The organism is Pseudomonas sp. Tn43 (genome assembly GCF_014192635.1).
Lineage (GTDB): Bacteria > Pseudomonadota > Gammaproteobacteria > Pseudomonadales > Pseudomonadaceae > Aquipseudomonas.
The window spans coordinates 39,382-59,323 of sequence record NZ_JACHYG010000004.1; the positions used below are offsets into that span (position 1 = coordinate 39,382).

At 58.6% G+C, this 19,942-nt stretch carries 19 protein-coding genes; 9 read left to right on the forward strand and 10 right to left on the reverse strand.

The genetic code is table 11. From position 1 onward, the window contains the following. Nucleotides 1–82: 82 nt before the first annotated feature. From FHW68_RS11880 to FHW68_RS11890, 3 genes are all read right to left on the reverse strand, one after another. The gene (locus FHW68_RS11880; RefSeq protein WP_183680521.1) at nucleotides 83–856 is read right to left on the reverse strand and encodes a MetQ/NlpA family ABC transporter substrate-binding protein; all 774 of its coding nucleotides are present in this window, start codon (nucleotides 854–856) and stop codon (nucleotides 83–85) included. Nucleotides 857–932: 76 nt separating this feature from the next. After that, nucleotides 933–1,607 (reverse strand): methionine ABC transporter permease, encoded by a 675-nt coding sequence (locus FHW68_RS11885; RefSeq protein ID WP_095632709.1) that lies wholly within the window; start codon nucleotides 1,605–1,607, stop codon nucleotides 933–935. Next, entirely contained in the window at nucleotides 1,607–2,614 is a 1,008-nt protein-coding gene (locus FHW68_RS11890; protein ID WP_095632710.1) for a methionine ABC transporter ATP-binding protein, read from the reverse strand. Before FHW68_RS11890 ends, FHW68_RS11885 begins: the two co-directional genes overlap by 1 nt. Nucleotides 2,615–2,879: 265 nt before the next feature. On the opposite strand from FHW68_RS11890, the gene katE reads away from it, so the two are divergent. Next, entirely contained in the window at nucleotides 2,880–5,018 is a 2,139-nt protein-coding gene (gene katE / locus FHW68_RS11895) for a catalase HPII (RefSeq protein ID WP_183680523.1), read from the forward strand. A gap of 121 nt (nucleotides 5,019–5,139) precedes the next feature. On the opposite strand, the gene FHW68_RS11900 is transcribed toward katE, so the two are convergent. Genes FHW68_RS11900 through zur form a run of 4 tightly spaced genes read right to left on the reverse strand, consistent with a single transcriptional unit; the run spans nucleotide 5,140 to nucleotide 7,936 of the window. Further along, nucleotides 5,140–5,856 carry a PA5502 family lipoprotein gene (locus FHW68_RS11900; protein ID WP_095632712.1) on the reverse strand — a complete coding sequence of 239 codons (717 nt, stop codon included), beginning with the start codon at nucleotides 5,854–5,856 and terminating at the stop codon, nucleotides 5,140–5,142. A 37-nt stretch (nucleotides 5,857–5,893) separates the two neighbouring features. Next, nucleotides 5,894–6,682 carry a zinc ABC transporter permease subunit ZnuB gene (gene znuB, locus FHW68_RS11905; RefSeq protein ID WP_095632713.1) on the reverse strand — a complete coding sequence of 263 codons (789 nt, stop codon included), beginning with the start codon at nucleotides 6,680–6,682 and terminating at the stop codon, nucleotides 5,894–5,896. Next, nucleotides 6,675–7,454: a zinc ABC transporter ATP-binding protein ZnuC gene (znuC, locus tag FHW68_RS11910; RefSeq protein ID WP_095632714.1), complete on the reverse strand. Its 780-nt coding sequence runs from the start codon at nucleotides 7,452–7,454 to the stop codon at nucleotides 6,675–6,677. The genes znuB and znuC overlap by 8 nt, the downstream gene beginning before the upstream one ends. Then, complete coding sequence (zur, locus tag FHW68_RS11915) at nucleotides 7,454–7,936, reverse strand: zinc uptake transcriptional repressor Zur (protein WP_095632715.1); 483 nt, start codon at nucleotides 7,934–7,936, stop codon at nucleotides 7,454–7,456. The genes znuC and zur overlap by 1 nt, the downstream gene beginning before the upstream one ends. A 66-nt stretch (nucleotides 7,937–8,002) precedes the next feature. Here zur and FHW68_RS11920 point away from each other — a divergent pair, with 66 nt between their 5' ends. Next, nucleotides 8,003–8,923 (forward strand): metal ABC transporter solute-binding protein, Zn/Mn family, encoded by a 921-nt coding sequence (locus FHW68_RS11920; RefSeq protein ID WP_183680525.1) that lies wholly within the window; start codon nucleotides 8,003–8,005, stop codon nucleotides 8,921–8,923. A gap of 130 nt (nucleotides 8,924–9,053) precedes the next feature. On the opposite strand, the gene FHW68_RS11925 is transcribed toward FHW68_RS11920, so the two are convergent. Both FHW68_RS11925 and FHW68_RS11930 read right to left on the reverse strand, forming a co-directional pair. After that, the gene (locus tag FHW68_RS11925; RefSeq protein WP_095632716.1) at nucleotides 9,054–10,004 is read right to left on the reverse strand and encodes a homoserine kinase; all 951 of its coding nucleotides are present in this window, start codon (nucleotides 10,002–10,004) and stop codon (nucleotides 9,054–9,056) included. A 59-nt stretch (nucleotides 10,005–10,063) separates the two neighbouring features. Next, nucleotides 10,064–10,351, reverse strand: a complete 288-nt coding sequence (locus tag FHW68_RS11930; protein ID WP_008076254.1) for a DUF2782 domain-containing protein — start codon at nucleotides 10,349–10,351, stop codon at nucleotides 10,064–10,066. A gap of 74 nt (nucleotides 10,352–10,425) precedes the next feature. On the opposite strand from FHW68_RS11930, the gene polA reads away from it, so the two are divergent. Beyond that, entirely contained in the window at nucleotides 10,426–13,194 is a 2,769-nt protein-coding gene (polA, locus tag FHW68_RS11935; protein ID WP_183680527.1) for a DNA polymerase I, read from the forward strand. A gap of 301 nt (nucleotides 13,195–13,495) precedes the next feature. Here polA and yihA read toward each other — a convergent pair whose 3' ends face one another. Beyond that, on the reverse strand, nucleotides 13,496–14,137 hold the full coding sequence (gene yihA, locus FHW68_RS11940) for a ribosome biogenesis GTP-binding protein YihA/YsxC (protein ID WP_095632718.1): 642 nt from the start codon (nucleotides 14,135–14,137) through the stop codon (nucleotides 13,496–13,498). A 191-nt stretch (nucleotides 14,138–14,328) separates the two neighbouring features. Between yihA and FHW68_RS11945 the strand changes: the two genes are divergently transcribed. The 6 genes from FHW68_RS11945 to FHW68_RS11970 all read left to right on the forward strand — a co-directional run bounded on the left by FHW68_RS11945 (nucleotide 14,329) and on the right by FHW68_RS11970 (nucleotide 19,910). Beyond that, a complete protein-coding gene (locus FHW68_RS11945; RefSeq protein WP_038980343.1) occupies nucleotides 14,329–14,619 on the forward strand; it encodes a cytochrome c5 family protein in 291 nt (96 codons plus the stop codon). A 46-nt stretch (nucleotides 14,620–14,665) separates the two neighbouring features. Beyond that, the gene (locus FHW68_RS11950; RefSeq protein ID WP_095632719.1) at nucleotides 14,666–15,277 is read left to right on the forward strand and encodes a cytochrome c; all 612 of its coding nucleotides are present in this window, start codon (nucleotides 14,666–14,668) and stop codon (nucleotides 15,275–15,277) included. 197 nt (nucleotides 15,278–15,474) lie between these two features. Further along, nucleotides 15,475–16,116, forward strand: a complete 642-nt coding sequence (dsbA, locus tag FHW68_RS11955) for a thiol:disulfide interchange protein DsbA (RefSeq protein WP_095632720.1) — start codon at nucleotides 15,475–15,477, stop codon at nucleotides 16,114–16,116. Nucleotides 16,117–16,130: 14 nt separating this feature from the next. Next, nucleotides 16,131–16,991, forward strand: coding sequence for an endonuclease/exonuclease/phosphatase family protein (locus FHW68_RS11960; protein ID WP_095632721.1), 861 nt, complete (start codon nucleotides 16,131–16,133; stop codon nucleotides 16,989–16,991). After that, the gene (locus FHW68_RS11965; protein ID WP_183680529.1) at nucleotides 16,992–19,025 is read left to right on the forward strand and encodes a GGDEF domain-containing protein; all 2,034 of its coding nucleotides are present in this window, start codon (nucleotides 16,992–16,994) and stop codon (nucleotides 19,023–19,025) included. Nucleotides 19,026–19,130: 105 nt separating this feature from the next. Next, nucleotides 19,131–19,910, forward strand: coding sequence for an N-acetylmuramoyl-L-alanine amidase (locus FHW68_RS11970; RefSeq protein WP_095632723.1), 780 nt, complete (start codon nucleotides 19,131–19,133; stop codon nucleotides 19,908–19,910). Nucleotides 19,911–19,942: the final 32 nt, after the last annotated feature.

Consider the following 19,942-nt stretch of genomic DNA (forward strand, 5'->3'; position numbering starts at 1 on the left):
GCAATCAATGCATCCCCGTTTTTGATCGTTCCCACGCTCCGCGTGGGAATGCAGCCAGGGACGCTCTGCGTCCCCTTCAACATCAGAACGCCGGCACTACCGCGCCTTTGTACTTCTCGAGAATGAAGGCTTTCACTTCCGGGCTGCGCAGGGCCGCAACCAGTTTATGCATCGCCGCGCTGTCCTTGTCGTCCGCACGGGCAACGAGGATGTTCACGTACGGCGAGTCGCTGCCTTCGATGACCAGCGCGTCCTTGGACGGATCAAGCTTGGCTTCCAGCGCGTAGTTGGTGTTGATCAGCGCCAGGTCGACCTGGGTCAGCACGCGCGGGATGGTCGCGGCTTCCAGTTCACGGAATTTCAGGTCCTTGGCGTTCTCGGTGATGTCCTTCACGGTCGACAGGATGTTGTTCGAATCCTTCAACTTGATCAGGCCAGCCTTCGCCAGCAGCAACAGCGCACGCCCGCCGTTGGTGGCGTCGTTCGGGATCACCACGTTGGCGCCGCCCGGCAGCTCGGTCAGCGCTTTGTATTTGCTGGAGTAAGCGCCCAGCGGTTCCAGGTGCACACCGGCAACGCTGACAAGGTTAGTGCCCTTAGCCTTGTTGAACTCATCCAGGTACGGCTGGTGCTGGAAGAAGTTGGCGTCCAGACGCTTCTCGGCCACCTGCACGTTCGGCTGGATGTAGTCGGTGAAGACTTTGACCTTCAGGTCCACGCCTTCCTTGGCCAGGGCCGGTTTAACGAACTCGAGGATTTCCGCGTGAGGCACCGGGGTAGCCGCGACGGTCAAGGTGTCGGCAGCGTGTGCGGAAAAGGCTGCAACGGCAGCGAACGCGACGAGTAGTTTTTTCATTCAGCTAACTCCTTGTGAGGCGCCCGTTTTGGCGCCTGCCAGCGAATGGCCGGCTCATGCTTTTATTTAGAAAAGCTTATTTACGAGAAAAGTGGACAACCAATTTGTCGCCAACGGTTTGCAACACTTGAACCAGCATCAGCAGCAACACGACCGTCACAACCATCACATCGGTCTGGAAACGCTGGTAACCAAAACGGATCGCCAGGTCGCCCAGGCCGCCAGCGCCGACCACACCGGCCATTGCCGTGTAGGACACCAGTGTAATCGCTGTCACCGTAATCGCCGCGAAGATGCCCGGCCGGGCTTCCGGCAGCAAGGCATTGATGATGATCTGACGGGTCGTTGCGCCCATGGCCTGGGTCGCCTCGATGATGCCGCGATCCACTTCGCGCAGGGCGGTTTCCACCAGTCGCGCGAAGAATGGCGTGGCACCCACCACCAGCGGTGGAATCGCACCGGCGACGCCCAGAGAGGTGCCCGTGATCAATACAGTGAACGGAATCATCACGATCAACAGAATGATGAAAGGCAGCGAACGCAAAATGTTCACCAGCAGCGACAACATCGCGTAGACGCCTTTGGCTTCCAGCAACTGGCGCGGGCTGCACAGGAACAACAGCACGCCCAGCGGCAAGCCCAACAGCACGGTGAATAGCAGCGAACCGCCAAGCATCAGGAGGGTGTCGCAGGTAGCCAGCCAGATTTCGTACCAGTCGATATTGGAAAAGAAACTCATCAGGACGTCCATCAGCGCAGCACCTCCATGTGGACATCAGCTGCGGTGAAACGGGCAAACGCCGCTTCCATGTCGCCGCCGGTGACGGCCAGGGTCAATTGCCCGTAAGGGACGTCCTTGATGCGATCGATACGACCGGCCAGGATGCTGTAGTCCACGCCCGTTTCCCGGGCGACGGTCCCCAGCAACGGCGCGTAGGTCGCTTCGCCCTGGAAAGTCAGACGCACGATGCGCCCTGGTACGTGAGCGAAGTCATCGCGCTGTTCGCTTTCGTCAATCTGTTCGTCTTCCTGCACGAAGCGCTTGGTGGTCGGGTGCTTGGGATGCAGGAACACCTCGGCCACCGAACCTTGCTCGACGATTTTGCCGGCGTCCATTACCGCCACCTGATCGCAGACCCGACGGATCACATCCATTTCGTGGGTGATCAGGACGATGGTCAGTTTCAGTTCGCGGTTGATCTCGGCCAGCAGTTGCAGGACCGACGCCGTGGTTTGCGGGTCCAGGGCACTGGTGGCTTCATCGCACAACAGGATTTTCGGTTTGGTCGCCAGAGCGCGGGCGATGCCGACACGCTGCTTCTGCCCACCGGACAATTGCGCCGGGTACTTTTTCGCATGGTCAGCCAGGCCAACCCGCGCCAGCAGCTCCGCCACACGCCGGTCAATTTCGCTACGGGACAGTTCCCCGGCGAGAGTCAGCGGCAGCGCGACATTGTCGGCCACGGTTTTGGAGGCCAGCAGGTTGAAGTGCTGGAAAATCATCCCGACCTGCTGACGGAAACGCCGCAGGCTATTGGCATCCAGCGCAGTGACTTCTTCGCCATCGACGATGATCTTGCCGCCACTGGAGTTTTCCAGGCGATTGATCAGACGCAGCAGGGTACTTTTTCCCGCGCCGGAATGGCCAATCAGGCCAAAGACCTGACCATTCTCAATCGTCAGACTGGTCGGATGCAGGGCGGGAATTTCCTTACCGGCGACGCGGTAGGTTTTGTGGACGTTTTGAAACTCGATCACGTAGCGAACCTTGTGGGGCGCGTTAGAAAAGGATCAGCGGTTAGCCGGGCGCGCATTTTAGCCTGTCCGTATAGAGGCTCTTAGCATTTATTTCGCATTCAACCGAAGATTTGGCAATAACGCGATCAAAGGTCAGAAAAAAGGAACGGCGCCAACATGCCATCGGTCACTGATTAAGCAACTCGAGAATGCCTGGATGCCGTGTCTGCGCAATGGCTCATAAGCCTTGGCCACGACGGGAATCGCAACGAGGAGTTTACGTCTGATGAGTACTAAAAAGCCTGCCGCCCCCAAAAGCGCACTCGCCGGGACCGCTACCCTGGACCGCAGTAACACCAATGCCAAGCTCGACAGCCTGGAAAAATTTCGCTCCGATGCCACCGAACAGGCCTTGCGCACCAACCAGGGTGTGAAGGTCGCAGACAATCAGAACACGTTAAAGGCCGGCGCTCGCGGACCTTCATTGCTGGAAGACTTCATCATGCGTGAAAAGATCACGCATTTTGACCATGAGCGCATTCCCGAGCGCATCGTCCATGCCCGCGGAACCGGTGCCCACGGTTACTTCCAGCCATACGAAGCCCATTCCTCGCTGACCAAGGCCGGGTTCCTGCAAGACCCCAACCAAAAAACGCCAGTGTTTGTGCGATTTTCCACGGTGCAGGGTCCGCGTGGGTCAGGCGATACCGTACGGGACGTACGAGGTTTCGCGGTGAAGTTTTTTACCGAGGAGGGCAACTTCGATCTGGTGGGCAACAATATACCGGTGTTTTTCATTCAGGATGCGGTCAAGTTTCCTGACTTCGTACATGCTGTAAAACCCGAACCCCACAACGATATTCCTACCGGAGGTTCGGCCCACGATACGTTCTGGGACTTTGTTTCTCTGGTGCCGGAATCCGCGCACATGGTGTTGTGGACCATGTCCGACCGGGCGATTCCCAAAAGCCTGCGCACCATGCAGGGCTTCGGCGTGCACACGTTTCGCATGATCAATGCCGAAGGCAAGATGCGCTTCGTCAAATTCCACTGGCACCCCGCTGCCGGCACTTGCTCGCTGGTGTGGGACGAGGCGCAGAAGCTCGCCGGTAAAGACACTGATTTCCACCGTCGCGACCTCTGGGAGTCCATCGAAATAGGGGACTACCCGGAATGGGAACTGGGCGTACAGGTTATCGAGGAGGAAAAAGAACATGACTTCGATTTCGACCTGCTCGACCCCACCAAGATCATTCCCGAAGAAATCGTGCCGATCACTGCGCTGGGCAAGATGGTGCTCAACCGTAACCCGGACAACTTCTTCGCCGAGACCGAGCAGGTTGCCTTCTGCCCGGGGCATATCGTGCCGGGGATCGATTTCTCCAATGACCCGTTGCTGCAAGGCCGGTTGTTTTCCTACACCGATACGCAGATCAGCCGACTGGGTGGGCCAAATTTTCATGAAATCCCGATCAACCGCCCGGTGGCACCGTTCCATAACGGTCAACGGGATGCCCAACATCGCAACACCATCGACAAGGGACGCGCTTCCTACGAGCCAAACTCCATCGACAGCGGCTGGCCCAAAGAATCCCCACCGGCCGCGCAGAACGGCGGCTTCGAGACTTATCCAGAACGCGTCGAGGCGGCGAAAATCCGTCAGCGCAGCGAGTCGTTCGCCGACCACTTCTCTCAGGCGCGGTTGTTTTTTCACAGCATGAGCAAGCACGAGCAGGAACACATCATCGCGGCCTACAGCTTCGAGCTGGGCAAAGTCGAACGCGAATTTATTCGCGCGCGGCAGGTGAATGAGATCCTGGCCAATATTGATCTGGAATTGGCCAAACGTGTGGCGCAGAACCTGGGCTTGCCAGTACCGAACGCCGGAACGGTCGAGGTGCGCAAGATGTCACTCGACCAGTCCCCCGCCCTGAGCCAGGCCAATCTGCTGTCAGGGGATATCAAAACCCGAAAAGTGGCCATTCTGGCGGCCAACGGGGTGGATGGCGCGGCGATTGATGGGATGAAGAGGGCTCTGATGGCCAAAGGCGCACACGCCAAATTGCTCGGTCCGACCTCGGCTCCCGTGACAACCGCCAATGGCAAAGCGCTGCCGGTGGATGCGTCGATGGAAGGGCTGCCTTCTGTAGCGTTCGACGCCGTGTTCGTGCCGGGTGGCGCGGCGTCGATCAAGGCACTGAGCACGGATGGTGTAGCGCTGCATTACCTGCTGGAAGCCTATAAGCACTTGAAAGCGATTGCGCTGCAGGGCGAGGCCAGGCAGTTGTTGGATGTGTTGAAGCTGGAAGTGGATGCGGGGGTCATCGTGGGTAACGATGCCAAGCTGTTCGAGGCGTTTTTTGCCGCGATCGGGCAGCATCGGATTTGGGAGAGGGAGCCTAAGGCCAAGGCGGTTCCGGCTTAAAGGATTTGTATCGAATAGTAGGACGCCTTCGCGGGCAAGCCTTGCTCCTACAGGTTTAGTGCCGTTCGTTGATTATGGAAACGATACCAACCTGTAGAAGCGAGGCTTGCCCGCGAAGCTTTTAAGGCTTGCGCGGACTCAACACCATCTGCGCGGGAATGTGGCGCAAGATCTGCTTCTGCAACTTCAGATCAAACTCCGAATCCAGTTTCTTCACCCGTTTGGTCAGCAATGTGGCCAGCCATGGGTAATCCTGAGTGCGTGGCGCCTGAATGCTCACCTCGCACTGATAATTCACCACATCGGCGGCGATGGCATCCAGTTGCCGACGAAGCTTGCTCATATCGGTGAGGTTCAACGCCACCGTAGTACTTTCAGCCGTCGGGTCGATGACTTTGGCCTGAGGTTTGGCTTCGGCAGCCTTGAGAGCGGCTTCGGCTTTATCCAGTTCAGCCTTGCGCGCATGAACAATGGCGCTGTTGACGCCACCGGTCAGCGCCGGGGCCTTGGGCATCAATACCCGGGCACGGCTCAGCGCCGTGGCCGCTGCATTCACATCACCTTTTTGCAGCACGATCTGGCTACGTAGCAAATAAGCTTCGGCCAGTTGCCGCTGGTATTGCTCGAGGGATTGATCGTTGGGCGACTCGGCCTGCAAAGCCGCCAATTGTCCTTCGGCGGTGGCCAGTTCGCTGCTGGCCAGGCTTTGTTCCAGCTGTGCGATCGCCGAGGCTCGCGCATCGGGGGCCTCGGTGGCCGCCGGTGGCGTGCTTTGGCAAGCACCCAGTAACAGCGAAAACGCGACAAGGAGCAGATAACGGGAGGCGAACGGCTTCATTCCTGCGACTCTCTATTTGCGCAAAAAACGAGCAAGTCTACACCCCTCGACGGGGCAGGACAAAACTCAGCAGAAACAGCGCGGCGGCCGTCACCACAATCGACGGGCCGGCCGGGGTGTCCTTGAACCAGGACAACGCCAGCCCGCCACACACCGCGAGCATGCCCAGCAGGCTCGCGCCCAGTGCCATCTGCTCCGGCGAGCGGGCGTGACGTTGTGCCGCAGCCGCCGGAATAATCAGTAACGAAGTAATCAACAACACGCCGACGATTTTCATCGCCACCGCAATCACCACCGCGATCAGCAACATCAACGCCAGGCGCAACCCCGTTACTGGCAAACCTTCGACTTTGGCCAGTTCTTCGTGCACCGTAATCGCCAGCAAAGGCCGCCACAGCGTGACCAGCAAGACCAGCACCGCCGCGCTACCGCCGAGAATCCACGCCAGATCGGTCGCACTGATCGCCAACAAGTCGCCGAACAGATAGGCCATCAGGTCGATCCGCACTTCATGCATGAAGCTTAGTACCACCAGGCCAAGAGAAAGCGTGCTGGGTGCGAGAATTCCCAAAAGCGTGTCAGATGCCAGAGGCTGCCGTTGCTGCAACGTCACCAGCAATACTGCCAGCAACAAACAGCCTACCGTGACGGCAACGGTCGGGCTGACATCCAGCAGAAAACCCAGCGCCACGCCGAGTAGCGCCGCGTGGGACAGGGTGTCGCCGAAATAGGCCATGCGCCGCCAGACCACGAACGAACCCAACGGCCCCGCGACCAGCGCCAGGGCCAGACCTGCAAGCAGGGCAAAGAGCAGAAAATCAGCCATGCTTGCAGCTATCTCCATGAACGTGAGTGGACGGGACCGCGCTGACCACCGAGCCATGCAGGTCGTGGGCGTGGTCGTGATGGTGATGATAAATCGCCAGGCTTTGGGCGTTTTTTCCGAACAGCTCGACGAATGCCGGATCGCCGCTGACCTGCTCGGGATGCCCGGAACAGCAGACGTGGCGGTTCAGGCACACCACTTGGTCGGTAGTGCTCATCACCAGATGCAAATCGTGAGAAACCATCAAAACGCCACAACCATGACGGTCACGCAAGCGCGTGATGAGGCTGTAGAGCTCGGCTTGACCGGCCACATCGACGCCTTGCACCGGTTCATCGAGCACCAGCAATTCCGGCTCGCGCAACAATGCCCGCGCCAGCAGCACCCGCTGCATTTCGCCACCGGAAACACTTTGCACCGGGCTGTCGATGACCTGTTCGGCACCGACTTCCTTGAGGGCGGCCAACGCTCGAGCCCGGTCCACGCCCGGCACCAGACGCAAGAAGCGCAGCACCGACAGCGGCAGGGTCGAGTCGACATGGAGTTTTTGCGGCATGTAGCCGACGCGCAGCTTTGGCTTGCGCCAGACGCTGCCGCTGTCCGGCTTCAACAGGCCGAGCACCGCGCGCACCAGTGTGGTTTTGCCGGCACCATTGGGGCCGATCAAGGTCACGATCTGCCCCGGTTCGACACTCAGCTCGATGTTGTCCAGCACGTTTTGCCCGGCGAAGGTGACCGCTACCTGCTCGAGTCGAATCAGCGCGTTGCTCATCAAGCCCCCTGGCAACCCGAGCAGAGACCGATCACTTCAACGGTCTGGGCTTCGACGATAAATCCGACATCTTTGGCGCTTTCGATAATCGCGTCGCTGATGGATTTCTGTTCGAGTTCGATGGCGGCGTGGCATTCGCGGCAAATCAGGAACTGCCCTTGGTGGGCGTGTTCCGGGTGATTGCAGCCGACAAAGGCGTTCAACGAGGAGATGCGATGGACCAAGCCGTTTTCCAGCAGGAAATCCAGCGCGCGGTAGACGGTAGGAGGCGCCGCGCGACGTCCGTCCTGCTCGCTGAGCACCGCCAGAATGTCATAGGCACCCAACGGTTTGTGGCTTTGCCATACCAGTTCCAGCACTCGCCGGCGCAAAGCAGTCAGACGCAGTCCCTGACGTGCGCACAAGACATCGGCCTCAGACAATGCGCTATGCACACAATGAGAGTGGTCGTGGGGACGGCTGGCAATCGGTGTTTTAGGCATGAGCGGCGACGAGTTTTGTGAGAGACGTTATTATGTTACCCGTTCTCGCCTCTTCGAGTGGTCATCGTGTCCCGACTTTTTTCTATCTTTGTCGCATTTGTCGCAACTTTTCTGCTGATCGGCTCAGCTCAAGCCGAGGTCAAAGTCCTCACCAGCGTCAAGCCTCTGCAGCTGATAGCCGCGGCAGTACAGGACGGCATAGCGGTTCCGGAAGCCTTGCTGCCGCCCGGCGCCTCGCCCCATAACTACGCCTTGCGCCCTTCCGACGTACGGAAAGTGCAATCGGTGGATCTGCTGTACTGGATCGGCCCCGACATGGAAGGTTTCCTGCCTCGCGTGCTGAAAGGTCGTACGCTGCCCAGCGTTGCAGTGCAGCACTTGCCTGGTCTGAAACTGCGACATTTCGCCGAAGATAACGACTCCCATGCTGAAGAAGCCGACGAGCATGATCACGATCATCGCCCCGGCAACCTGGATGCGCATTTGTGGTTGTCATCGATCAACGCCCGCGTGATCGCTACCAGAATGGCTGCCGATCTGAGTGCCGCCGATCCGGCCAACGCAACGCGCTACCAGAGCAACCTCAAGGCATTCAATGAGCGTCTGGATGCTTTGGACCTGCGCCTGAAGGCTCGTCTGGCGGGTATCGCGGGCAAACCTTATTTCGTGTTTCACGAAGCCTTCGACTACTTCGAAGAAGCTTACGGCCTCAAGCATACTGGTGTATTCAGTGTCGCAGCCGAAGTACAACCCGGCGCCCAGCACGTCGCGGCGATGCGCACGCGGTTGCAGGAAGTCGGCAAGACCTGCGTGTTCAGCGAACCACCGCTGCGCCCGCGTCTGGCAGAAACCCTGGTGGCCGGGCTGCCGGTGAAACTGGCGGAGCTGGATGCACTGGGCGGCTACACCCCAGCGACCGCACAAGGGTATGAGCAGTTGCTGGAAAAGCTGGGGAATGATTTGGCGGGGTGTTTGGAGTCGCTGTAATCGTCCCGCAGAACTGTGGCGAGGGGGCTTGCCCCCGTCGGGCTGCGAAGCAGCCCCAAATGGGCCATTCAATAAATTGCTGGGGGGAGCGCTACGCGCTCCAACGGGGGGCAAGCCCCCTCACCACAATTTAAAGGGCGAAAGGCAGCGGTGTGTGGACCTTCTGCCGTTGTGCCAGGCGCAACTGAAATTCCATCGGATCGTGAATCAACACGTCCTGCCCGGCAAACGACTCCGCGGCGATCAACCGCGACAACCAGAACCGTACGCACGCCACGCGCAGCATGGTCGGCCATAGCTCGGCTTCGGCTGCGGTAAACGGTCTTAGCGCAGCATAAGCGCCCAGCAATGCCCGCGCCCGAGCGCCATCAAGCTGCCCTTGCTCGTCCGAACACCAATCGTTCAGGGCAATCGCCACGTCATAGAGCATCGGCCCGGAACAGGCATTGTAGAAGTCGATCAACCCGGTCAGGTGAGTGCCTTCGAACATCGCGTTATCACGGAACAGGTCCGCGTGGATGTTAGCCCGCGGCAGCGCCAGAATTTTCGTCTTCTGCAGTGTGATTTCATCCAGTGCCCGTTGCAGCAAATCGCTTTGCTCGGCATTCAGGTGCGAAAGCAACTGCGTGCCCTCTTCCAGCATCCAGTCCAGGCCGCGATCGGTTTTGCGTTTGATCATGTTGGCCTGGGTCGCCAGGTGCAGATGCGCCAGCAGCTCACCGACCTGAGCGCAATGCTGGGCGTTGGCATCCTTGATGTGCTTGCCCGCCAGACGGGGCTGCAACAGCGCGGGTTTACCGGCGAGTTCGCGCAAGGCGACGCCGTCGGTGGTGCGCAGGGCATAAGGCACCGGCAGGTTGGCGTCGTGCAGTACATCGAGCAACTCGATGAAAAACGGCATCTCCTGCACCGGGCCGCGCTCGACCAGGGTCAAGACAAACTCGCCCTGCTCCAGGCTGATAAAGAAATTGGTGTTTTCGCTACCGGCGGCAATCCCCTGGAAATCAAGCAGGCGGCCGAGCCCGTAAGGGGCGAGAAAAGTTTCCAGCTCGGGCCGAGCCAGGGGAGTGAACACAGACATGGTTAAAACTGCCAGTACGGGCGCCGCGACTGCCGGCGCCGATTGAAGTTAGGAGCGGTTTACCACTCGAATATTTTCCACGACGGAATCAGCATATCCGGCTGATCCGAGCGGATGAAGTTACCGTCGGAGCCATCAGCGCGCACCAGGAAATACGGTTTGCCGACTTTCGGGGTCACCTTGATGGCATACAAAAAACCGTTTTGCCGATACTCCTGAATGGTTTTATCGCCTTCCGTGCGAATGGTTACATCCGGGTCTGCCGAAGGCGCATCGTCCGCCGCCATGACAGCCAATGGAGTGATTGCAAACAAGCCAGCCAGCAACAAGCGATTTAGTGTGCGCATGATAACCTTGTCCCTTTGTCGTCAACGGTCCCGCTATTCTAGCGCCGGACCCGCCGAAAAGGTTGATCCTGCTCATGAGCCAAGCCCCCCTCGTCCTGGTGGACGGTTCTTCTTATCTATACCGCGCCTTTCATGCGCTGCCACCGCTGACCACGTCCAAAGGCCTGCCGACCGGTGCGGTCAAAGGCGTCTTGAACATGCTCAAGAGTCTGCGCAAGCAGTACCCGGACAGCCCGTTCGCCGTGGTGTTCGATGCCAAGGGCGGGACGTTCCGCGACGCGATGTTCGCCGAGTACAAAGCCAATCGCCCAAGCATGCCTGATGACATGCGGGTCCAGATCGAGCCCTTGCACGCCAGCGTCAAGGCCTTGGGCTTTCCATTGCTGTGCGTGGACAACGTCGAAGCGGACGATGTGATCGGCACCCTGGCCCGCAGCAGTGCAGCGGCTGACCGTCCGGTGATTATCTCCACGGGCGACAAGGACATGGCGCAGTTGGTCGACGGCCACATTACCTTGGTCAATACGATGACCGGTAGCACACTGGACGTTGAGGGCGTGAAGGAGAAATTCGGCGTCGCTCCCGAGCAGATCATCGATTATCTGGCGCTGATGGGCGATTCGTCCGACAACATTCCAGGCGTTCCGGGTATTGGCCCGAAAACCGCTTCCGGCCTACTGGTCGGCGTGAACGGTGGTCTGACCGAGCTCTATGCGCAGCTCGACATCGTCCCGACCCTGCCGATTCGTGGCGCCAAGACGCTGCCGGCCAAGCTTGAAGAACATAAGGAAATGGCCTTTCTTTCTTATCGCTTGGCAACCATCAAGATCGACGTACCGCTGGACTTCGGCCTCGATGACCTGCATATGGGGGCACCGGATCACGACAAACTCGCCGAGCTGTATTCCCTGCTGGAATTCAAGAGCTGGTTCGAAGAGAACCAGCGCGATGCCAAGCGCGCAGGCCAGGACATTGTCGAGGCCATCCAGGAACAGCCAGGCGCCGCCGAAGCGAAGTACGAAACCATCCTTGACCAGAAGCACTTCGAGGCCTGGCTGGACAAGCTCGACAAGGCGCCGTTGATTGCCTTCGTCACCGAAACCAACGGCAGCGATGCCCAGCATGCACAATTGGTGGGCCTGTCGTTTTCCGTCGCAGCCAACGAAGCGGCCTACATTCCGCTGACCCATTCCTACATGGGCGTGCCGGAGCAACTGGACCGCGATACCGTACTGTTGGCGTTGAAGCCGCTGCTGGAAAACCCGAATAAGCTGAAAGTCGGCCAACACGCCAAGTTCGAAACCAACATTCTCGCCAACTGCGCCATCGGTGGCGATCAAAGCAACGGGATTATTGTCCAGGGCATTGCCTACGACACCATGCTCGAGTCTTACGTCCTCGACTCGACGGCCACCCGCCACGACATGGACAGCCTGGCGCTCAAGTACCTGGGTCAAAGCAAGAGCGACATTCAAGGGATCGCGGGCAAAGGCGTCAAACAGCTGACTTTCGACCAGATCTCTCTTGAATTGGCAGGCCCCTATGCTGCCGAAGATGCCGACGTCACCTTCCGTTTGCACCTGGCATTGCAGGAAAAACTGGCGGCAACGCCAACCCTGGGCAAAGTGCTCAACGAGATTGAAATGCCGCTGATGCCGGTTCTGGCTCGAATCGAACGCCAGGGCGCGCTCGTGGATGCCAACCTGTTGGGCGTCCAGAGCGTCGAGCTGGGCGAGAAACTGGTCGCCCTTGAGCGTGAAGCGTTCGCCATCGCCGGCGAAGAATTCAACCTCGGTTCGCCCAAACAATTGGGTGTGATCCTCTACGAAAAGCTCGGTTTGCCTGTACTCAGCAAAACCGCCAAAGGCCAGGCCTCGACTGCCGAAGCGGTGCTGGCCGAGCTGGCCGAACAGGACTACCCGCTGCCCAAGGTGCTGATGCAGTACCGCTCGCTGAGCAAGCTCAAAAGCACCTACACCGACCGTTTGCCAGAGCAGATCAACACTCGCACCGGGCGCATTCATACGTCTTACCAGCAAGCCGTTGCCGCCACCGGACGTTTGTCATCGATCGATCCGAACTTGCAGAACATTCCGATTCGCACCGCCGAAGGTCGCCGCATTCGTCAGGCGTTCGTCGCCCCGAAAGGCTACAAGCTGCTGGCCGCGGACTATTCGCAAATCGAACTGCGGATCATGGCGCATCTGGCCAAGGACGAAGGCTTGCTGCATGCCTTCCGCAACAACCTCGATGTACACCGCGCCACGGCCGCAGAGGTGTTTGGCGTCGAACTGGACGCCGTCACCAACGATCAACGTCGTAGCGCGAAAGCCATCAACTTCGGTCTGATCTACGGCATGAGCGCGTTTGGCCTGGCCAAGCAGATCGGCGTTGACCGCAAACAATCCCAAGCCTACATCGACCGTTACTTCGCCCGTTATCCCGGCGTGCTGCAATACATGGAGCGCACTCGTACCCAGGCCGCGGAGCAAGGTTTCGTCGAAACCATCTTCGGTCGTCGTCTGTACCTGCCGGAAATCAATTCGAAAAACCAGGCCTTGCGCAAAGCAGCCGAACGCACGGCAATCAACGCCCCGATGCAAGGCACCGCGGCGGACATCATCAAGAAAGCCATGGTAGCGGTGGACCAGTGGCTGACATCGTCAGGCCTGGACGCCAAAGTCATCTTGCAGGTGCACGATGAACTGGTGCTTGAGGTGCGTGAGGACCTGATCGACCAGGTGCGCGAGGACATTCGCCTGCACATGAGCAGCGCCGCCCAACTGGATGTACCGCTTTTGGTGGAGGTGGGCGTAGGCAATAACTGGGATGAGGCGCACTGAGTTGCCTGCAACGATGTCACTGCTGCGGCCTTATGCCGCAGCACAAAATAACCAAGGGCTTTAGTGCGGAAAATGATCTCGATTATTTCCAATGGTTTTTGAAAATAGTCTGAACTAAATCCGTGAACCGCCACTCAGAGATACTGAATGGCTGGTGAAGCCCTTCGATGCTCCTATGTTGTGTTAAGTGTTGGCAGATATCTGGACCCCGCCCTAGCGGTCCGGAACTTGAACCCCGGAACTTCTCCCTCCCCATATGAAGTCCGGGGTTTTTTTTGCCTGGCTTTTCATCTCGACAGCTTTACTCGGCAGCCTCGCTGCCCTTGTCCGCCAATTCCATCCAGCCCGCCAGTACAGTGTAGGCGTCTTCCAGCCCCATGCGTTTGGGTGCCGAAAACAGCTGGATTGTGATCGTATCGCCCCAGCCCTTACGGATTTGCGCCTGAACCTTGAGCAGCGCATTTTTCGCCGCGCCGTAGGTCAGCTTGTCTGCCTTGGTCAGCAAAATATGCATCGGCATGCCGCTGGCGACAGCCCAATCGAGCATCAACAGGTCGAAATCGGTCATTGGATGACGGATGTCCATCATCAGAATCAACCCTTTCAAACTTTCGCGACCGCCCAGATAGGCTTCCAGGTGACGCTGCCAGTGCTGCTTCAACGGGATCGGCACTTTCGCGTAACCGTAACCCGGCAGGTCGACCAGACGGCGTTCATCGTCTAGCTTGAAGAAGTTCAACAGCTGCGTGCGACCCGGCGTTTTCGAGGTCCGCGCCAGGCTAGCGTGTGTCAGGGTGTTCAATGCGCTGGACTTGCCGGCGTTGGAACGCCCGGCGAAGGCCACTTCAAAGCCTTCGTCGTCGGGGCATTGATCGACTTTGGCGGCGCTGAGCATGAAGGTGGACTGTTGGCACAGACCGAGGATGGGGTTCTTGAGTTGCATGGGATTTCCGATGTGGGCGGCGCCGGGAATGGACGCGGCAAGCAGTGTCGTTTCCGTTTCAGTGACGCCAGTATATAATGCCGCAGATTTTGTGTGCGCTTTGTCCCAGCGTAGGATGAAGTTCACGAGAGCGATTAACCTTGATTGCGCATTAGAACGCAGCACGCTCTCAACCCTGAAAAGGTCGTTTTATGACGAAATGGCTGCTAGCTGCCGGTGTCTTGATGCCGCTTTACAGCGCTCAGGCTACACAGGATCCGGAAGCTGTGTACAACCGTGTTTGTGGTGCCTGTCATTCCGGCCAACTACCCATGGCGCCCCGCAAGGGCGATCAGGAAGCTTGGACGCCGAGGTTGGCGAAAGGTATGGAGACGCTGGTGCAACACGTGACCCAGGGTTTCAAGGCGATGCCGCCGCGTGGTTTGTGCATGGACTGCAGTGCCGAGGATTACCGAGCCATCATCCACTGGATGAGCGAGTAAACCCGGTCCATAACTCTTCAACCCTTAGCCGTAGTTGGATTAGCTGATGAACAAACTGATCGTGAGTCTGCTGTTGACCGTGGGGATCTCCGGCATTGCCCATGCTGCTGGTGATGCTGCCGCCGGCCAGGCGAAAGCCGCCGTATGCGGTGCTTGCCACGGCCCGGATGGCAATAGCATGGCGCCTAACTTTCCGAAACTGGCAGGCCAGGGCGAGCGTTACCTGAACAAACAGCTGCACGACATCAAGTCCGGCAAGCGCACAGTGCTGGAAATGACCGGCCTGCTGACCAACCTGAGCGATCAGGACCTGGCCGATATCTCCGCCTACTTCGCCAGCCAGAAAGGCAGCATCGGTGCCGCCGATCCGAAACTCGTGGCGCGCGGTGAAGCGTTGTTCCGAGGCGGCAACCTGGACAAGGGCCTGCCAGCCTGCACCGGCTGCCATTCTCCGGACGGCAAGGGCAACGCGGCTGCGGGCTTCCCGCATCTGGGTGGGCAGCATGCTCAGTACGTCGTCAAGCAACTGACTGATTTCCGCAAGGAAGAAGGCGGCCGCACCAACGACGGCGATACCAAACCGATGCAGAGCATCGCTAAAAAGCTGAGCGACGAAGAAATCGCGGCAGTCTCCAGCTATATTCAAGGCTTGCACTAAGGCCTGTGATGGAGCGTTGTGAGAGGTACAGGCCTCTTGCAACGTTAACACTCGATTAATCCGTCGATGCAAACATAAAAAGGGTGGCTTAGGCCGCCCTTTTTTGTGGCCGCTGCCGTTACACTACAAACTCAAGCCCGCCAGGATCTGTCTGAAAACAGGTTGCGCGAGGCGACCCAATTGTCCAGGAGTAAAGCATGCGTAATCTGATCATCAGCGCCGCGCTCGTCGCTGCCAGCCTGTTCGGCATGACCGCCCAAGCCGCCGAAAAACCTGTAGCGCCCTATGTCGAATTGAGCAACCCGGTCCCGGTGGCCGTGCCTGGCAAGATCGAAGTCGTGGAGCTGTTCTGGTATGGCTGTCCGCATTGCTATGACTTCGAACCCGTTATTAACCCATGGGTTGAAAAACTGCCTGCCGATGTGAACTTCGTACGCATTCCGGCCATGTTTGGCGGCCCTTGGGACGCACACGGCCAGATGTTCCTGACACTTGAAGCCATGGGCGTCGAAAGCAAGGTTCACGCAGCAGTTTTTGAAGCGATTCAGAAAGAACGCAAAAAACTTACCGACAAAGAAGACATGGCCGACTTCCTGGCGACCCAAGGTGTAGACAAGGACAAGTTCCTGGCCACCTTCGATTCCTTCGCCATCAAGGGCCAGATCAACAAAGCCAAAGAACTTGCAAAGAAATATGAAATCTCTGGCGTGCCGACCATGGTTGTCAACGGCAAGTACCGCTTTGACATCGGCTCTGCCGGCGGTGCCGAACAAGCGCTGCAACTGGCCGACCAACTGGTCGCCAAAGAGCGAGCGGCAACCAAGGCTGTCGCCAACTAAGCGCGGCACCTGCCATGCGCCGCTGGGGAACTGAACGCATCGTTGGCCTGCATGATCCGCAGGTCAATGAGCATCACCTGGAATCGACGGGGTTGCCCGTGGACAGCCGTCTGCGTCTGCTCAGTTTCAATATCCAGGTCGGTATCAGTACCGAGCGCTATCGGCACTATCTGACCCGAGGCTGGCAGCATCTGTTGCCGCACAATGGGCGCGCCGACAATCTGCAAAAAATCGGCAATCTGCTGGGCGACTTCGATCTGGTCGCCTTGCAGGAAGCCGATGGCGGCAGCCTGCGATCAGGCTACGTCAATCAGGTCGAACACCTGGCGCAGCTCGGCGCCTTCCCCTACTGGTATCAACAACTCAATCGCAACCTCGGTCATCTCGGCCAGCACAGCAATGGCGTGCTCAGCCGCCTGCGCCCGTGGGCGATTGAAGATCATCCGCTGCCGGGGCCCAAAGGTCGCGGGGCCATTCTGGTGCGCTTCGGCGAAGGTCCGGAGGCGCTCGTGGTGGTGATGATGCATCTGGCGCTGGGCGCTCGAGCCCGCAGCCTGCAACTGGCCTACATCCGTGAGTTGATTGGCGGTTATAAACACCAGGTGCTGATGGGTGACATGAATACCCATGCCAGCGACTTGCTGCAAAATTCCCCGTTACGTGATCTGGGCCTGCTCGCGCCGCAACTGGAAGCGACCTTTCCCAGCTGGCGCCCGCAACGTTGCCTGGACCATATTCTGCTCAGCCCTACCCTGACCCTTGAAAAGGTCGAAGTGCTGGCACAGCCCATTTCCGATCACCTGCCGGTCGCGGTAGAGATTCGTCTGCCGGGTTCGCTCACGGCCGATGCATTGCCCGCGTTGAGTCCTGCCTGAATGAGCGATGAAGCACAGCGCTGGAAAGAGAAATACCTCAAAAGCATCGAACAACAAGAAAAACTGGAACGTCGATGGGACGCCCGGCTTGATCTGCTGCGTCGTGGGCTGGTGCGCAGCACCCTTGCCGCAGAAGGTACCGATCGCGCCGTTGATCAATGCATGAAGGAAATGCGTGAGGTCGTACGCACCGATGACATGGACGCCGGCCTGGCTGCCCTGCTGCCGCGCCTGGAAAAAGCCGTGCTCGACTCCGAGCAGCGCCGGGAAACCCGGGCCAATCAAGTCAGCGCCGCCCTGACAGCGCTGGTCTCGCAGTTGCAAGCGTTACCGCTGCCCCGGGAAGTGAGCCGGCCACTGAAGCATTTCGCCAAGCAACTGGATGGACGGGTAAGCCAGGCTCGCGAAATCCCGTTGCTACTTAGCGAGCTGAGTGGCCTGCAAGGCAAAGCCTTGAACCTGCTGGAAAACCCTGCCGAACCTGATCGCCCGGGTTTTCTGCAACGGTTGTTCAGTCGGGAAACGGAAGAGACCGCACCACCGCTCATCCTCCCCGAATCGCCAATACCCGCTCCGAAACTCGTCGAAGCGGTTGGAGCCTCGCCGATCAAGCCCCCACAAACGACGGTTCATCTCGCGCCAGCCGCCGATAAACCAAAAGGGGTATTGCCAACCGTCGCAGCCACGACATCCGCCGCTGCGCTCACCGAGCCAGCACAAATTGAGGCGCCAGCAGCCATGGCACCTGCGGCTGAAGTCGTCGCATTCGAGCCGCCGGTCCTTGAGCCGCAAACCACGAGCAGCCCGGTCCCGCAGCTACAACCCCGAGCCGATCTCGAGCAACCACAAGAGCCGGTTCCGGCGATCGCCCTGCCGGCCACTCAGATTCTGTCGGCAGGCAATCCCGATGAGCTCTGTGCGGGGCCCATCGATCCAGAGCCGTCCGCGCACGATATTTTGTATGCCCTGCCGGACTCGCCGGAGCCGTCCTATAGCTCTGTTGCCAAACATATCGAAGACACCCTGCTGGGCCTTCTCGATGACCTGGCGCTGCCTGAGCGCCATCGCCCGCAAGCCGAGGCAATGCGCGATCGTCTTCAAAATGGCTTGAACTGGTACGAATTGCTACCCATCCTCGATGACCTGGCTACCTTGATGCTGGCAATTACCGACAGCGGCCAGCACGAATTCGAAGCCTATCTGAAGCAACTCAACGAACGCCTCGAGTCATTCCAGAGCAACCTGCAAGCCGCGAGTGAAGGCCACGCCGACAACCGCTCGGCCGCGCGGGATATGGACACGCAGATTCGTGAGCAAGTCGATGGCTTGCAAAGCAGCATGCAGGAAGCGGCGGACCTCGATGATCTCAAGCATGTGCTGGAAAACCATCTCGAAGGCCTGCTCGGCACCATGGACCAACACCAGAAGCAACGCGATGAGCGTGAGCAGGAAGTCGCGGCCCGCCTGCAAAGCCTGGCCGAAAGGGTTGCCCACATGGAGCAGGAAGCCCTGGGTTACCGTGAGCATCTTGAAGAACAGCGTCAGAAGGCGCTGATCGATCCATTGACGGGTCTACCGAATCGAGCAGCCTGGAGCGAACGCCTGGAGCATGAAATCGGTCAATGGCAACAACAGGGCAATACGTTGTTGCTGGCAATGCTCGACCTCGACCACTTCAAACGCATCAACGATAACTATGGTCATCTAGCGGGCGACAAGGTACTGAAAATCATCGCCAACGTGCTGAGCAAGCGTCTGCGTGGCACTGATTTCATTGCCCGGTTTGGCGGTGAGGAGTTTGTGCTATTGATGCCCGCCACACTGCCTATGGTCGGCGCGAAACTGCTGGAAACCTTGCGCGCATCGATCGAAGCCTGCCCGTTCCACTTCAAGGGCGAGCGAGTCACCATCACTATTTCCATGGGGCTGACCGCCTTCAGACCGGGCGAACATAGCGATCTGGTACTTAAAAGAGCCGATCAGGCGCTGTATAGGGCGAAAAACAATGGCCGGAATCGAGTTGAAGCGGGCTGATAGCTAATTGTTCCATTTTGTTTAAAACAGTATTTTTTGCGATCTGCGCGCAAGGCAATACCGTTACACTGTTGCATTATTGTCTTGCGTGTACTGCCCCCCACCATGAAATTTCTTGCCCTTATTACTTCGCTGCTTCTATTGGCTGGTTGTGCCAGCGGCCCCCGAATCGATACCAGCCACCGTTCAGCCAATTACGATAATCGTATTCAATTCGTGGTGATGCATTACACCTCCGCATCCCTGGAAACCTCGCTTCAATTGCTGACCCAGGGCGAGGTCAGCAGTCATTACCTGATTGGCGACGACAAACGCGCCACTATTTATAAGCTGATAGATGAAAATTTCCGGGCCTGGCACGCAGGCGAAAGCGAATGGCAAGGCCGGACCTGGCTGAACTCCAGTTCCATTGGTATCGAGATCGTCAATCAGGGCTTTGAGGACACCCCGAACGGGCGTCTTTGGTATCCCTACAGCGAAGCCCAGATCCAATCGATGATTTTCCTGCTCAAAGACATCAGCAAGCGCCAAGGCATCAACCCCCGCCATATCATTGGCCATAGCGACATCGCCCCGATGCGCAAACTCGACCCCGGCCCTCTGTTTCCCTGGAAGCGCCTGGCTGCCGAAGGCCTGGGAATATGGCCGAACGAGCAGGCTGTGGCGCGGCAGCAAGCGCAGTTCACCGTGCAATTACCCAGCATCAGTTGGTTCCAGGCACAGCTTGCCCGCGTAGGCTATGCCACGCCGCAAACCGGCGAACTGGATGTCGCGACACGCAATGTGCTGGCGGCCTTCCAGCTGCATTTTCGCCCTTCCCGTTTCGACGGCACACCGGACGCCCAGACCGCGGCGATTCTTCAGGTGTTGAATCAGACAAAATAATGACGCCCGCCCGACGGTCAGCGCTTTTTCCA

Bases quoted from the DNA above. Each gene is read 5' to 3' on its own strand.
- FHW68_RS11880 (WP_183680521.1), bottom strand. From the start codon at position 856: ATGAAAAAACTACTCGTCGCGTTCGCTGCCGTTGCAGCCTTTTCCGCA.
- FHW68_RS11885 (WP_095632709.1), bottom strand. From the start codon at position 1,607: ATGGACGTCCTGATGAGTTTCTTTTCCAATATCGACTGGTACGAAATC.
- katE (WP_183680523.1), top strand. From the start codon at position 2,880: ATGAGTACTAAAAAGCCTGCCGCCCCCAAAAGCGCACTCGCCGGGACC.
- FHW68_RS11900 (WP_095632712.1), bottom strand. From the start codon at position 5,856: ATGAAGCCGTTCGCCTCCCGTTATCTGCTCCTTGTCGCGTTTTCGCTG.
- znuB (WP_095632713.1), bottom strand. From the start codon at position 6,682: ATGGCTGATTTTCTGCTCTTTGCCCTGCTTGCAGGTCTGGCCCTGGCG.
- znuC (WP_095632714.1), bottom strand. From the start codon at position 7,454: ATGAGCAACGCGCTGATTCGACTCGAGCAGGTAGCGGTCACCTTCGCC.
- zur (WP_095632715.1), bottom strand. From the start codon at position 7,936: ATGCCTAAAACACCGATTGCCAGCCGTCCCCACGACCACTCTCATTGT.
- FHW68_RS11925 (WP_095632716.1), bottom strand. From the start codon at position 10,004: ATGTCTGTGTTCACTCCCCTGGCTCGGCCCGAGCTGGAAACTTTTCTC.
- FHW68_RS11930 (WP_008076254.1), bottom strand. From the start codon at position 10,351: ATGCGCACACTAAATCGCTTGTTGCTGGCTGGCTTGTTTGCAATCACT.
- polA (WP_183680527.1), top strand. From the start codon at position 10,426: ATGAGCCAAGCCCCCCTCGTCCTGGTGGACGGTTCTTCTTATCTATAC.
- yihA (WP_095632718.1), bottom strand. From the start codon at position 14,137: ATGCAACTCAAGAACCCCATCCTCGGTCTGTGCCAACAGTCCACCTTC.
- FHW68_RS11945 (WP_038980343.1), top strand. From the start codon at position 14,329: ATGACGAAATGGCTGCTAGCTGCCGGTGTCTTGATGCCGCTTTACAGC.
- FHW68_RS11950 (WP_095632719.1), top strand. From the start codon at position 14,666: ATGAACAAACTGATCGTGAGTCTGCTGTTGACCGTGGGGATCTCCGGC.
- dsbA (WP_095632720.1), top strand. From the start codon at position 15,475: ATGCGTAATCTGATCATCAGCGCCGCGCTCGTCGCTGCCAGCCTGTTC.
- FHW68_RS11960 (WP_095632721.1), top strand. From the start codon at position 16,131: ATGCGCCGCTGGGGAACTGAACGCATCGTTGGCCTGCATGATCCGCAG.
- FHW68_RS11965 (WP_183680529.1), top strand. From the start codon at position 16,992: ATGAGCGATGAAGCACAGCGCTGGAAAGAGAAATACCTCAAAAGCATC.
- FHW68_RS11970 (WP_095632723.1), top strand. From the start codon at position 19,131: ATGAAATTTCTTGCCCTTATTACTTCGCTGCTTCTATTGGCTGGTTGT.